The sequence below is a fragment of the Allofrancisella heilbronnii genome (genome assembly GCF_000710735.2).
Taxonomy (GTDB): domain Bacteria; phylum Pseudomonadota; class Gammaproteobacteria; order Francisellales; family Francisellaceae; genus Francisella; species Francisella frigidaquae.
In genome coordinates this window covers 672,028-685,181 of the sequence record NZ_CP144673.1, presented here as the reverse complement: position 1 = coordinate 685,181, position 13,154 = coordinate 672,028, and the positions used below count along the sequence as shown (strand labels likewise).

Here is a 13,154-nt window from a genome sequence, read left to right as displayed (position 1 = left end):
TCTAAACCTTTTCACTATCTATTAGAAGCACAGCTACACGTGTATATTCTAATAATTCCAAAAAATCACTTTCGCTAGTATCATTATCTTCTAAACTACTATAATCCATATATGATATTTGCATAAGGTCATGAATAGCCTCTTTTACTTCTTTACTTTCAGCGTTTTCATAATCTAATCCAAATAAGCCCACTCCTGATAAAAAGCCCTTAATCCAATGGCTAAGGCCTTCAGCACGGTAGCTAAGAGACTCTTCGTCTCCTGGAATAAATAAATCAAAACTTAAGCCTTTTTCATCAAACTGATTTTTTGTAAAATCATATAGTTCTTTCATGGTTTGTAGGGCTGATGCTGCTATGATATCTCCTTCTTCAAGTGACTTAGTCATCAGTGAGTCAGACCAAGCTGTAAATTTGACTTCTGCACCAAAGCTAAATAAAGCGCATAATAATCCATGAGCTTCTGAAGCAGTTGGCAAAGCTTGCATAACTTTCAAAGCTTCATTTATATCTTCAAAATTAGGTTTTTTATTTTTTTGCATAAAAGAATATTTATCATTTTATATTTATTGCCAAATATTCTACTTCATATGGCAGCTTAGTTATAGATGTTTTTTGAAAATGTAGATATAGTTAATTTAAACAATTTGTATAAAAATTTTTGTTATAACTTAATGAAAGAAATTTTACTATATAGATTAGGACTTGAACTAGTCTAATTAATAAAAACATAGGAGCTGATTTTTGAATTACATAAAGTCCTTTATCGTCGCTGGTATAGTAGTTACATTTTTAACAAGTTGTACACCGCCGCAATCATATGATAAGAACTTATGGTATAGATATCACAATAAATCTTCTTCAAGTTCTAAATTACACTCTAAGCTTATAGAAATGAATGAAAAAACAGGTAGTAATTTTAATTGGACACATTATGACGTTAGAAATAAATAAGGTAAATAATATAAATCTGTTGCAAGCTGGAATTTTAGATAGATTAAACACAGTCCATTCTTTAAAAAAAAGTAGTATGCCACATTGTGGAAACTTTACCTACAACAGCTTCTCTTTCTGGTATATTGATTAAAAAATGTAAGCCTGTACGGTCCTCAATATCTTTTATAGAAGTTCTATAATTAGCGACTTTTTTCTTCTCAACTCTAGAATTTGGCATTACAAAAGCTATAGCTTTATTTTTAGAAGGTACATATATTAACTTAAAAAAATAATCAGGTACTGCTATCTTATTATCACCTATTGTTTTGTGGATTTGTTGTTTTTTGTATATTGGACCAACATAAACATAAATACTATCATACATATTTGCCCAAATACGCTCATCTGTTTCTAAAGCTTCCCACCCCTGTCTATTTAGGCCAGCTTTTTGTGGAGAAATATTAGAAAGTAAAAATGACTGTTCTGCTGATTTTTCACTAAAATCAGTAGAAGCATATGAGGCAAGATGTCCTCTATCATAACCAGATTTTTTATAGTCACTTAATTGAGCCCTATAAACAAAAGGCACATCAGTGTCTTCACGAAAATTATCATCTCGTTTTTGCTTATTGGCAATCTTTGCTTTAGTAAGCTTAAAAGCAACCCAACTAGCTTGCTTAGTTTGATAATTATAACCAACCACATAGCCATCTCTACATAGATACAAATTAGCCTGACCTAGTCCATCAGTAACATCAAAGCTAGGGTTACCAAACTCCAGAAAACCATGACAGTAATCAGTAACAGCTGGTAAAGTTCTTTGTGGAGCATATTGTTTTAAATTATCAAACTGGTTTGCTTGTTGCTTCTTAGCTTCTTCACTTTCAGAAAAAAATCTTGCTACAATATTTTTATTATCTTCTGGAGTATAGTGTTTGATTGGCTCTCTAGTAAAATAATCATAGATAGCATATCTAAAGTTTATAAGTTTCTCTTTAAAATTATACTTATCAAAATAAGCTCCTGAGAAACCTGCGATTACAGTAATGCAAAGGTAGAGGAATATTTTAATATGTTTTTTATCCATATTTTTTTATTTGATATGTCTTGTTTTGAGTAATAAGAAATCTTTTACATCTTTTTCTTCAATTAATGGCAAAACTTCTTTTCTAATCCTACTATAATAGTGATTTATAGTTTTCTTCTCTGTGTACGTCAGCATATACGTTTCTATTAACTTATATTCATAAGGTATTAAAGTTAAATCCTCGAAACAATAAAATGGTCCGTGACCTGTAGGAGATTCTTGGTTACGTTGTTTAACATAACATAAATTTTCTATCCTAATACCAAACTCACCTGGAAAATATGCTCCTGGTTCATTACTTAGTATCATCCCAGGCATTAACTCTACTTTAGAACTTGAATTAATGCGTTGGGGACCTTCATGAACCCCTAAGAAACTACCTACACCATGGCCTGTGCCGTGACTATAATCAGCACAAAAATGCCACAAATGTTCGCGTGCTAAAACGTCTAATTGAGACCCTGTAGTCCCTTTTGGAAATACAGCTCTACCTAAAGCTAAATGTCCTTTTAACACTAAAGTGTAATATCTTCTATGCTCTTTAGTTGGCCTACCAAAATGTAGTACTCTAGTTATATCTGTAGTACCCTCATTATATTGTCCTCCGGAATCGCATAGTAAAGGCACTTGATCATCAAGTGTTTTTAACTGCGAGTTATTTTTAGGCTTGTAATGTATAATAGCACCATTAGCGCCATGCCCTACAATATATGGAAAACTATCTTCAACGTAACCCTTTTGTTGTGCTCTATATTCGGCTAACTTAGCAACAGATTGTAGCTCATTGATCCCTTGGTAATTATTCTCTAGCCAATACCACCATTTTACGAACGCTGCTGCATCTTTTCTATGAGCGTCTTTAGCGCCATTTATTTCTACAGAGTTTTTTATAGCTTTACTTAACACAATAGGTGATCTATCCACTAGTATTGAACTTTTAGAATTTTTCTCTATTGCTTGTTTTATAGCATAGCTAGCACTAGTAGCATCTAATAGATACTTAGCTTCATAGGTAGCTAAATCCTCAAAAAATTGTGTGTACTCTTTGACTGTAATATTATTACTTGATAAATAATCTCTTATTTGAGAGTCTAACTTAGAACTATCAATATAAAAGTAAACTTCTTCTAAAGTTATAACTAAGTAACTAATAGCTACTGGAGTATGTTCAATATCTCTACCACGAATATTAAGAGCCCACATGATTTCATCTAAACTAGAAACAACTAAAGCGTTTTGAGATTTTTCTTTTAACTCTTTACGGATAGTGTTTAGCTTTGATTCAACAGATTGACCGGCGTATTGGATTTGCTGTTCAAATACTCTTGCAGTTGGTACAGCTACTACTTGATTTAATTCCTGCTGAGCTCTTGCAACCAAATTCTCATCATCAAAAATTATCTTTCCACCAGATTTTGTAGCAATATCTAATAAATTTGAAACTCTAGTTATACCTATTTTTTTAGGATCTATAGCTAAAGTTTTATCAGCAAAACTTTTAGCTAACCATTTTTCAATTTCAGATTCAAAACTAGCTTGCTTTAATAAAGTAAAATCACTCTTTGCTAACTGATATTCAGCTTGAGAAAAATATCTACCATCTGTAGATAAGTATGCATGATCTAAAGTTACTAAAACATCCCCTGCAGATCCATCAAAGCCACTAATCCAACTACGATACTGCCAACACTCAGGTACATATTCATTATTATGATCGTCTATCGAAGGCACCAGATAAAAGTCATAGCCTTTTTCATTCATTAACTTTCTTAAAACTTGTAATTTTTGTGACATAAATATCCTTTTATACTTATTTACTCAAACCATATAAAACTAGCTTGTCTGCCTGTAACCCCTTCTTTACGATAGGAATAGAATCTTTTATTACTAAATGTACATAAACCTGAATCAACTACATCAAAACAATGATTACTATTTAAAATCTGCTTAGCAATAAACTTAATATCAAAAAAATATTTATTTTCTCCTTTTGGTTTAAAAGCTTGAATAAACGTTTCGTCTTGCTTGATAAAACTATCATATACATCTTGACCAACTTCATAATACGGTTGTGTTATACAAGGGCCAAACCATGCAACAAGGTCCAAACCTATAAATTCTTTTAAGCTAACTTCTAATACTCCATGAGCCAAGCCTTTCCAACCAGCATGTACTGCAGCTACTTTTGTCATTCTTTTGTCAAAAAGTAAAATAGGAAGGCAATCTGCTGTCAATACAGTACAAACTTGATTTGGTTTATCTGTATAGATGGCATCACAGAACTCTCCATCATACTCCTCGAAACTTTTTATAATATTTGTATGATTTTGTCTAAGCCACTTAACATTGGCGTTTACACACGATTTAAATAAATTACGATTTTTTTCAACTGCTAGAGGATTATCTCCAACACTATCAGATAGATTAAACTTAGCAAACTTTCCTTTACTAAAGCCTTGAGTATTATTTGTATAGCCAAACTTAAGCTTTGGAAATGGCGTTTTAATAAAAACTACTGACATCTCTCTACCTACTCACTTTTTTATAATTATTTCTAACATAATTCTCGACTATCTCTATAAATTCGTTAGAGATGTTATCACCTCTTAATGTATGAGACTTTTTACCGTCTATAAATACAGGTGCTACTGGTGATTCTCCACTACCAGGTAAACTGATACCAATATCAGCATTTTTAGACTCACCAGGGCCATTTACCACACAGCCCATAACAGCAACCTTCATGTTTTCAACACCTTTATATTCTTCTTTCCATTGGTGCATCTTTTCATCAAGATATTCTTTGACTTGGCTAGTTAGCTCCCTAAAAAATGAGCTTGTTGTTCTACCACACCCAGGACAAGATGTTACACTTGGTGTGAATGTTCTTAAACCAAGATTTTGCAGTATCTCACGGCAAACTCTAACTTCCTCTGTGCGCGGAGCATTTGGGGCTGGTGTTAATGATACTCGTATAGTATTACCAATACCTTGTTGTAAAAGTATACCTAAACTAATAGCACTAGCAACTATACCCTTTGTGCCCATACCAGCTTCTGTAAGCCCAAGGTGTAAAGCGTAATCGCATTCTTTAGCTAATTTTTGGTAAACAGCAATCAAATCCTGGACTTCGCTTACTTTACATGAGATTATTATTTTATCTTTTGCCAAACCTAAATCTTGAGCATATTTAGCACTTTCTAAAGCTGATGTTATAAGGGCTTTATGCATTATTTCTTTTAAATCTAACGGATTAGCAGAAGAGTTATTTTCATCTATTAATCTTGCCAGTAAACTTTGGTCTAAACTTCCCCAATTAACTCCTATACGTACAGGTTTATCGTTTGCTATAGCTATTTTTATAATTTCAGCAAACTGAGTATCTTTTTTCTTCCCAAAGCCAACATTACCTGGATTAATTCTATATTTGGCTAATGCTTTTGCGCATTCTGGATATTTACTTAAAAGAGTATGGCCATTATAGTGGAAGTCCCCTACCAAAGGTACATGACAATCGTGTTTTGCGAGCTCTTTTACAATTACAGGAACTGCCTTAGCAGCTTCTTCGTCATTAACAGTAATCCTTACAATTTCACTACCAGCTCTATGCAATGCTAAAATTTGTTTTACCGTTTTATCTATATCAGCCGTGTAAGTATCCGTCATAGACTGCACTACTATAGGGTTATTACCACCGATTAAAATATCACCAACTTTTACAATACTTGTTTTATACATACGAAAACCCAAAAATTATGCTTTTACATTTTAAATACTATTTCAGAACATATACAATGTAAGATTATATCACTATAAACTTTATTTTTCAGACCTATGCACTTTAAAGAGCTAGAAAAATTCCTAAATGATTATTTTGAGATTAATGCTTATAAAGACTATGCTCCTAATGGCTTGCAAATACAAGGCAGCAAAAATATTAAGAAAGTTATAACTGGAGTAACAGCTTGCCAAGCTTTAATTGATGAAGCTATTTATGAAAATGCTGATGCTATAATAGTGCATCATGGTTACTTTTGGAAAGGTGAAGATTATCCTATTACTGGAATAAAATATCAACGCATAGCAAAACTTATAAAAAATGGTATACATCTATTTGCTTACCATTTACCCCTAGATGGTCATAGGGAAATTGGCAATAATGTACTACTAGCCCAAAAATTAAATCTGGAAAACATTTCTTTTTTTGATACTGGAGTGAAGCCTGATATTTCAGTAATAGCTGATTGTAATTTAGATTTAGCTAGTTTTAGCAAACTTATAGCAAAAATTTTAGGTAGAGAACCTTTAGTCATCAACACTAAGAGCTCAAACAAAAAAGTAGCTATATGTACTGGTGGTGCTCAAGATTTCATAGAATATGCTTATAACGCTGGAGCAACTACCTTTATATCAGGTGAAATATCAGAACGTACACCCCATATTGCTAGAGAACTAGGCATAAACTATATCGCAGCTGGTCACCATGCAACTGAAAAAGAAGGTGTAAAAGCCATTGCAAATCTTCTTGAAGAAAGGCTTAACTTAGAAGCTAAGTTTGTAGATATTAATAATCCTGCTTAAACTATTATTTGATAAAACCTTGTTCGATTTCTTCTAGGGTACGACCATTTGTTTTTGGTACAAACTTAAATGCTATAAAGCTATATACTAGAGTACATACACCACATATGCCTAAAATCACACCATAATTTCCATTAAAATGCTGAGTAACAGGCATTACAGCAGAAGCCAAAATTGCAGAAGCCATGCTATTTAAAAACAACGCCATAGCTAAACCTTTACTTCTAATGTTTGTAGGTAAAAGCTCTGACATGATAACCCATATATAAGCTCCTGGACCAATAGCAAAGAAGAATATATATAATATAAAACCGATAAGTAAAGCCACTCCTTTAGCTGAAGTATCAGGCATAACATACATTAAAACAGCTAAAGTAAGTAAAACTATAGAAACCATCAAAGTTCCAAAAGTAATTACAAATTTCCTCTCGATCTTATCAGCTATAAGAACAGCTATAATAGTTGTAACAAAGTTAAGACCTGTTATAGCAACCCCACCAACAACAGCAGCATAAACAGAGCCCAAACCAGTTTCTTTTAGCATAGTTGGTGCATATTGTAAGATACTGTTTATCCCAGTCATCTGAGCTAAGATAGCAACTGAAAACACAATAAGCATCGGCATTAAATAATGTTTTTTTGTAAGACTTGATAGCAGACTACCTTCATTTTTGGTTTTCTCAATTAGAGTTTTAACCTCTTGCATTTGTCGTTTTGCTGCATCTACACCTATAGTTTCAGTAAGGATCTTTTCTGCTTCCTGTTCTCTATTTTTCATAATTAGCCATCTAGGAGACTTAATTAGAAAAAATCCACCTATAAACACAATCAGACCAGGAACCAAAGCTGTAAGAAACATATTTCTCCAATCACCGATTTCTAGACCTGTAGTAGGATCTTTTGATATGAAGAATAAACTTATTGCTACAGACATTAATATCCCAGCAGTCAAAAACAATTGAAAGCATGTAACCGCTAAACCACGGATCATACTAGGCACAGACTCTGTCAGGTATAATGGAACAGTTATAGATATAAAACCAACAGCTATGCCTTGAACTAATCTTGAAAACACAAGAAAATTATAACTTTCAGCAAAATAAATCATAAAAACTGATGCCATAAATAGCAAACCAGATGCTGTAATGATATTTTTTCTTCCGAAGATATCAGCTAATACTCCGCCAATAAGAATCGCAAAAGCTCCGCCAAATAAAACAGAGCCTCCTAAGAACGACTCCTGCGCAGCAGTCATACCCAATTCAGATTTGATAAAAGGTAGAACCCCACCTATTATACCAATATCATATCCATATAGCATACCCCCCATTGCTGAAAAAAATATCAGCATTATGATCTTGAGTCTTGCTTTTTTAGTATTCATAAAATTTCTCCTGATAAGAATTTAAACTGTTTCTGTAACTTTTTTAAGGTTTGTTGGGTTATCTGGATTAAGACCAAGTAAAATAGCTAGATCATTAACCATAATGTAAAATTTTTGCAGTATCACTATTGGTTCAAGTACTGGGTGGGTTTTTAATTCTGCATTTAAACTAACCTTAGCTTGGGTTTCCAATTTAGCCCCAAAGCTAGCAAAAATAGTATTAACTCCTAAGTTTGACATCCTATTTACAATATCAACTGTTCCGGGCGCGCTTTCATCATTCTGTAAGACTGTAAAAGTTGTAAATGTTTGGTTCATAAGAGCAAACGGACCATGTAGCACTTCGGCCCCACTAAAAGCTTCTGCATGAATTCTACAAGTTTCTTTAAATTTTAAAGCCATCTCTTGAGCTATAGGAAATCCAAAACCACGACCAATAACAAACATATTTTTGCTTTTTTTAAAAGTATCAATAGCAGCAGTCCAGTCTAAAGTCAGAGAAGCTTCTAATACTTTAGGTAAGTTTTCTAAGGCTTCAAGTAAGCTTTCTTCTTGAGAATATTCTGCCACTATGTTAACTAAAGCCACTAGTGAGGTAATAACACTTTTTGTTGCAGCAACGGCATTTTCCTCACCAGCCCTGACAGGTAATACTAAATCTGCCACCTCAGCTAATGGAGATTCTTCCTTATTAACAATTGCTAAAGTAGTACAACCTGTTTTTTTACACCCCTGCAAAGCCAACCTTAAATCAGGGCTACCTCCAGATTGCGAGATAGCTACAGCTAAAGTTTCACTATCACCTATATTCTTGCCATAAATAGTAGTTACTGACGGTGACAATGATGAAACACTAAACCCTAATTTTACTTCAAATAGATATTTAGCAAAATTCGCTACGCAATCAGAGCTTCCTCTTGCTATTGTTATTATTCTTTTGATATTCTTAGATTTTAATAATTTAACAATGTCACTTACTATATCTTTATTTAATTCTAGCTGATTAGCTACTTTCTGAAAGCTACTAACAGCCTCTTGATGCATAAGCGTATTTGACATATTACTATTCCAGAAGACTAATTAACTTCATTATAATAATAGATTATATTTTTTTACAACATAAATTTGTATTTAAATATTTTAATAGAAGTTATTAGTTTATACATGTACAATATCCAATCATTTGTAATATTTATAAGTTATATAGAGGTTTAAATAAGATGTTCTTCATTCTAATAGTAGTTTTTTTACTGCTAATTTTTCTACACCTAAAAAGCTATAGTTTTAACTTTAGGACTATATTAGCACTAATCACCGGGACAATTGTAGGTATTTGCTATATTACAGTGGGTTATCATAGTGAAGCCTTCATCCAAACTAGTAACATATTAGGTAATGGCTATATTTCTCTATTAAAAATGCTAATTATCCCTATAGTTTTAACTTCTATAGTGCATTCTATAGTTAACCTAAAAAATTATACTGGCTCCTCTATAATTAAGTTTGCTTATAAAACTATAGCTACTTTACTTATCCTAACTGGAGCAAGTGCTGCTATAGGAGCAACGGTTGCTATTCTTATGGACATTGGACACGGGCTAGATATACCTTCAATAGCTGGTAACTTTGCTAAAGAGATAAAAACTTCTACTTTTTCAGAAACTATCTTAAGCTTTTTACCTGATAATCTATTTCATCAAATGGATAATAATAACGTCATGGCTATCGTCATATTTTCCATCTTACTCGGTTTTTCTATGCTTATAGCCCACCGTGAAGATAGCAAACTTGCTAAACCATTTATCGATTTTATAGATTCAGCATTTTTTATAATCAAAAAGCTTGCAAAGATAGTTATCGCAATTACACCTTATGGTGTGCTCGGCCTTATGATCCAAATGAGCATAGAACTTGATAAGAATAGTATATCAACAGTTCTATACTTTATTTTAACCTGCTATATAGCTATGTTTATTGTTTTAGCTATGCATATTGGTCTATTAGTAATATTTAAAACTAACCTGGTTAGGTTCTATAAAAGTATTTGGAAGGCTATGTTAGTAGCAGCTACCTCCAGGTCAAGCATGGGCACACTACCTTTATCAATAGAAGGTTTAAATAAATATGGCACATCTAGTACTATTGCAACATTTGCTCCTACTATGGGGACTACATTAGGAATGAATGCTTGTGCTGGGGTATTCCCTGCTGTATTAGCTATTATGGCTATGAACGCTACTGGAGCTGATATTACAGTCTCATGCGTTATAATTATATCTTTTATTTGTATGCTAGCATCTTTAGGTGTATCTGGTATACCAGGTACAGCTTTTGTAGCAGCTGGCGTAGTATTTTCTTACTTCGGTTTACCTTGGCAGCTTATTGCTCTAATTATAGGAGTAGATGCTATTATTGACAGCTTTAGAACCCCATTAAATATTCATGGTTCTATGACTACAGCTATTATTGTTGATAAAACTACAAAGATTAATTAGGCCACATCTAAAAGGTCTTTATAAAATATAATCCTTTAAAGTTTAACTTATAATGCTTCAATAAACATTAATCTTAGATATATTAAGTATAAATATTAACAACTTCTCTCTCATCAAAATATTCTTTAATTCCATTTTTATCTAAATAACACTCATGCCCCTTACCAGCTAATAAGATTACATCATTAAAAGTAGAATTTTTAATGCAATGGTTTATCGCTTTTTCACGTGAATTAATAAAAATATGGTTTTCAGGTTTTAAAAAGCCTTCTTTAATATCACTAAAAATATCTTCTATATTTTCAAAGCGATTATTATCTTCTGTTACAATCACTTTATCAGCAAATTTTTCTGCTATTGTTGCCATTTTAGATCGTTTAGTTTTATCTCTATTACCACCGCAACCAAATACACACCACAATTTAGCTTTTGAATACTTCCTTAAAGTTTGTAAAACCTTCTCTAGAGCATCTGGAGTATGAGCATAATCTATTATAACTTTAGCATTATTAGCTAACTGTATAATCTCCATACGGCCTTTTACTGGTGAGATTTTAGAAATATTTTCAAGTAAAAAGCTTTTATCAACATTATTAATCAAAGCTCCTATACTTAAAGCCAAATTTATTAGATTAAATTCACCAATCAAAGAAGTTTTAAACTGGCCAGCAAACTCACCTTTAATGTATACGTTAAAACTAGTAAGCATATCTCTTACTTCGCTAACCTGTACATATATATCAGCTTGCTTTGATTTCAAGCTTACAGTTACTACAGGAGCTACAGATAAATTAACTAGCCTTTTACCATACTCATCGTCTATATTTATTACAGCTTTTTTTAGGCTTTTAAACTTAAATAGCTTAGCTTTAGCCTCAAAGTAACTATCCATAGTCTTATGATAATCAAGATGATCATGACTAAGATTACTAAATACTGCGACATCAAAATCTACTCCCTCAATACGCTTTTGATCAAGTGAGTGTGAAGAAACTTCCATTACTAAATTAGCAATATCAACTGTCATTCCGGACTCCGGTCCGGAATCTACATCAGTTTTATCACAATACGTAGTTATTGTTTGATATAAAGACAAAATATCAAGCGTTGTATGTGAGCTTTCTTTTAAATTAGGGTAAATACCATTACCATTTGTACCAAGCAATAGTGACTTTTGTCCAGCTAAATTTAAAAATTGCGCAACGTAATTAGAAATAGAGGTTTTACCATTTGTGCCAGTTATTCCTATTATATTTTGTGGTTTTTTGTAGTTATAAAACCATTTTGCTAAAGTTGGTAATTTATCTTTTAGATTATCCACAAAAAAGACATTTTCTCCATTAGCTAGTTTAGGATTATCAGATAAAACAAGTTTTACACCTTTAGCTAAGACATCCTCAATATATTTATTACCGTCGGTAATTTGACCTTTAAGAGCAATAAATGCTGATTTATTATCACATTTACGACTATCTAAATATAAGGATTGAATTTGAAGATTTTTAGCATCTAAAGCTTTAATCCCAAAAAATTCTAATATTTGATTTTTCATGCTAGAAATTTATCCTCTAACGATTATTTTAACAGGAGAAAACCTCCGTAACTCTTTCATCATCCTCGTGCTTAATACGGGGGTCTATTGACTAATCGCTAATATCTTATTGATACCCGCGTACGCGGGTATAACTCTACTTTTTTATTTAATAATAGTGGTAACTATTCCTTAAACGCTGGAAAACCTAGTTTTTCTCTGGCTTGATAATATTTTTTAGCTACTTCTAATGCTAATTTTCTTACTCTTAAAATATAGCCTTGTCTTTCTGTAACAGATATAGCATGGCGGGCATCTAATAAATTAAAAGTATGCGAAGCTTTTAATACAAACTCATATGCCGGAAGAGGTAAATCTTTTTCTACTAATCTGTAACCTTCTTTCTCAAATAGATCAAACTGTTTAAACAGTTCTTCAACATTTGCTTCTTCAAAGTTATAAGTCGACATTTCAACTTCATTTTGGAAAAATACATCACGATAGTATAAAGGTCCATTTTGCGTATTGGCCCAAAGAATATCATACATACTGTCAACATTTTGAATATACATTGCTAGACGCTCAAGACCATAAGTGATCTCACCCATTACAGGTTTACACTCTAAACCACCAACTTGTTGAAAATATGTAAACTGTGTAATCTCCATACCATTTGACCACACTTCCCAACCAAGACCCCAAGCACCTAATGTTGGTGATTCCCAGTTATCTTCAACAAAACGAATATCATTCTCTAATGGGTCTATACCAAGCTCTCTTAATGAACCTAAATAAAGTTCTTGAATATTATCAGGGGATGGTTTCATCACAACTTGATATTGGTAGTAATGTTGTGTACGATTAGGATTATCGCCATAACGACCATCTGTAGGTCTTCTTGATGGTTGTACATATGCTGCTGTCCAAGGCTCTGGACCTATTGCTCTAAGAGTCGTTGCAGGATGAAATGTTCCGGCTCCTACCTCCATGTCTAGCGGTTGAATAATAGCACAACCTTTTGATGCCCAATAATGGTGTAATTTTAAAATAATTTCTTGAAATGCCAACATATTATATTTATAAAAAGAAAGATTAAATAACTATCGAAAATTTTAACATATTTATTAGGACATAAGAAGAA

The 13,154-nt window shown here is 32.6% G+C and carries 12 protein-coding genes; 3 read left to right on the top strand and 9 right to left on the bottom strand.

Going from position 1 to position 13,154, the window contains the following annotated elements; translation table 11 throughout:
• Window position 1: 1 nt before the first annotated feature.
• A complete protein-coding gene (locus FRA_RS03210) occupies window positions 2–541 on the bottom strand; it encodes a UPF0149 family protein (protein WP_035718798.1) in 540 nt (179 codons plus the stop codon).
• Window positions 542–743: 202 nt separating this feature from the next.
• Here FRA_RS03210 and FRA_RS03205 point away from each other — a divergent pair, with 202 nt between their 5' ends.
• Entirely contained in the window at window positions 744–953 is a 210-nt protein-coding gene (locus tag FRA_RS03205) for a hypothetical protein (RefSeq protein ID WP_155960860.1), read from the top strand.
• A gap of 61 nt (window positions 954–1,014) precedes the next feature.
• Here the strand turns inward: FRA_RS03205 and FRA_RS03200 are convergent, their stop codons facing one another.
• From FRA_RS03200 to ispG, 4 genes are read right to left on the bottom strand one after another with little or no spacing between them, the layout of a single operon-like run.
• A complete protein-coding gene (locus tag FRA_RS03200; RefSeq protein WP_051686743.1) occupies window positions 1,015–2,022 on the bottom strand; it encodes a DNA/RNA non-specific endonuclease in 1,008 nt (335 codons plus the stop codon).
• 6 nt (window positions 2,023–2,028) lie between these two features.
• Window positions 2,029–3,816, bottom strand: a complete 1,788-nt coding sequence (locus FRA_RS03195) for an aminopeptidase P family protein (RefSeq protein ID WP_035718796.1) — start codon at window positions 3,814–3,816, stop codon at window positions 2,029–2,031.
• Between the two features lie 20 nt (window positions 3,817–3,836).
• The gene (gene pgeF, locus FRA_RS03190; protein WP_035718794.1) at window positions 3,837–4,544 is read right to left on the bottom strand and encodes a peptidoglycan editing factor PgeF; all 708 of its coding nucleotides are present in this window, start codon (window positions 4,542–4,544) and stop codon (window positions 3,837–3,839) included.
• A gap of 4 nt (window positions 4,545–4,548) precedes the next feature.
• Window positions 4,549–5,760 (bottom strand): flavodoxin-dependent (E)-4-hydroxy-3-methylbut-2-enyl-diphosphate synthase, encoded by a 1,212-nt coding sequence (gene ispG / locus FRA_RS03185; RefSeq protein ID WP_035718793.1) that lies wholly within the window; start codon window positions 5,758–5,760, stop codon window positions 4,549–4,551.
• 96 nt (window positions 5,761–5,856) lie between these two features.
• On the opposite strand from ispG, the gene FRA_RS03180 reads away from it, so the two are divergent.
• A complete protein-coding gene (locus FRA_RS03180) occupies window positions 5,857–6,603 on the top strand; it encodes a Nif3-like dinuclear metal center hexameric protein (RefSeq protein ID WP_035718791.1) in 747 nt (248 codons plus the stop codon).
• A 4-nt stretch (window positions 6,604–6,607) separates the two neighbouring features.
• Here the strand turns inward: FRA_RS03180 and FRA_RS03175 are convergent, their stop codons facing one another.
• Together FRA_RS03175 and FRA_RS03170 are read right to left on the bottom strand one after the other, a co-directional pair.
• The gene (locus FRA_RS03175) at window positions 6,608–7,987 is read right to left on the bottom strand and encodes a sugar porter family MFS transporter (RefSeq protein WP_035718789.1); all 1,380 of its coding nucleotides are present in this window, start codon (window positions 7,985–7,987) and stop codon (window positions 6,608–6,610) included.
• A 21-nt stretch (window positions 7,988–8,008) separates the two neighbouring features.
• Entirely contained in the window at window positions 8,009–9,046 is a 1,038-nt protein-coding gene (locus tag FRA_RS03170; RefSeq protein ID WP_035718787.1) for an SIS domain-containing protein, read from the bottom strand.
• 161 nt (window positions 9,047–9,207) lie between these two features.
• On the opposite strand from FRA_RS03170, the gene FRA_RS03165 reads away from it, so the two are divergent.
• Entirely contained in the window at window positions 9,208–10,482 is a 1,275-nt protein-coding gene (locus FRA_RS03165) for a cation:dicarboxylate symporter family transporter (RefSeq protein WP_035718784.1), read from the top strand.
• 82 nt (window positions 10,483–10,564) lie between these two features.
• Here FRA_RS03165 and FRA_RS03160 read toward each other — a convergent pair whose 3' ends face one another.
• Together FRA_RS03160 and glyQ are read right to left on the bottom strand one after the other, a co-directional pair.
• Window positions 10,565–12,034, bottom strand: a complete 1,470-nt coding sequence (locus FRA_RS03160) for a UDP-N-acetylmuramoyl-L-alanyl-D-glutamate--2,6-diaminopimelate ligase (protein ID WP_035718783.1) — start codon at window positions 12,032–12,034, stop codon at window positions 10,565–10,567.
• Window positions 12,035–12,198: 164 nt separating this feature from the next.
• Window positions 12,199–13,083: a glycine--tRNA ligase subunit alpha gene (glyQ, locus tag FRA_RS03155; protein ID WP_035718782.1), complete on the bottom strand. Its 885-nt coding sequence runs from the start codon at window positions 13,081–13,083 to the stop codon at window positions 12,199–12,201.
• Between the last annotated feature and the right edge of the window lie 71 nt (window positions 13,084–13,154).

Bases quoted from the DNA above. Each gene is read 5' to 3' on its own strand.
- ispG (WP_035718793.1), bottom strand. From the start codon at position 5,760: ATGTATAAAACAAGTATTGTAAAAGTTGGTGATATTTTAATCGGTGGT.
- pgeF (WP_035718794.1), bottom strand. From the start codon at position 4,544: ATGTCAGTAGTTTTTATTAAAACGCCATTTCCAAAGCTTAAGTTTGGC.
- FRA_RS03195 (WP_035718796.1), bottom strand. From the start codon at position 3,816: ATGTCACAAAAATTACAAGTTTTAAGAAAGTTAATGAATGAAAAAGGC.
- FRA_RS03210 (WP_035718798.1), bottom strand. From the start codon at position 541: ATGCAAAAAAATAAAAAACCTAATTTTGAAGATATAAATGAAGCTTTG.
- FRA_RS03175 (WP_035718789.1), bottom strand. From the start codon at position 7,987: ATGAATACTAAAAAAGCAAGACTCAAGATCATAATGCTGATATTTTTT.
- glyQ (WP_035718782.1), bottom strand. From the start codon at position 13,083: ATGTTGGCATTTCAAGAAATTATTTTAAAATTACACCATTATTGGGCA.
- FRA_RS03170 (WP_035718787.1), bottom strand. From the start codon at position 9,046: ATGTCAAATACGCTTATGCATCAAGAGGCTGTTAGTAGCTTTCAGAAA.
- FRA_RS03165 (WP_035718784.1), top strand. From the start codon at position 9,208: ATGTTCTTCATTCTAATAGTAGTTTTTTTACTGCTAATTTTTCTACAC.
- FRA_RS03180 (WP_035718791.1), top strand. From the start codon at position 5,857: ATGCACTTTAAAGAGCTAGAAAAATTCCTAAATGATTATTTTGAGATT.
- FRA_RS03160 (WP_035718783.1), bottom strand. From the start codon at position 12,034: ATGAAAAATCAAATATTAGAATTTTTTGGGATTAAAGCTTTAGATGCT.
- FRA_RS03200 (WP_051686743.1), bottom strand. From the start codon at position 2,022: ATGGATAAAAAACATATTAAAATATTCCTCTACCTTTGCATTACTGTA.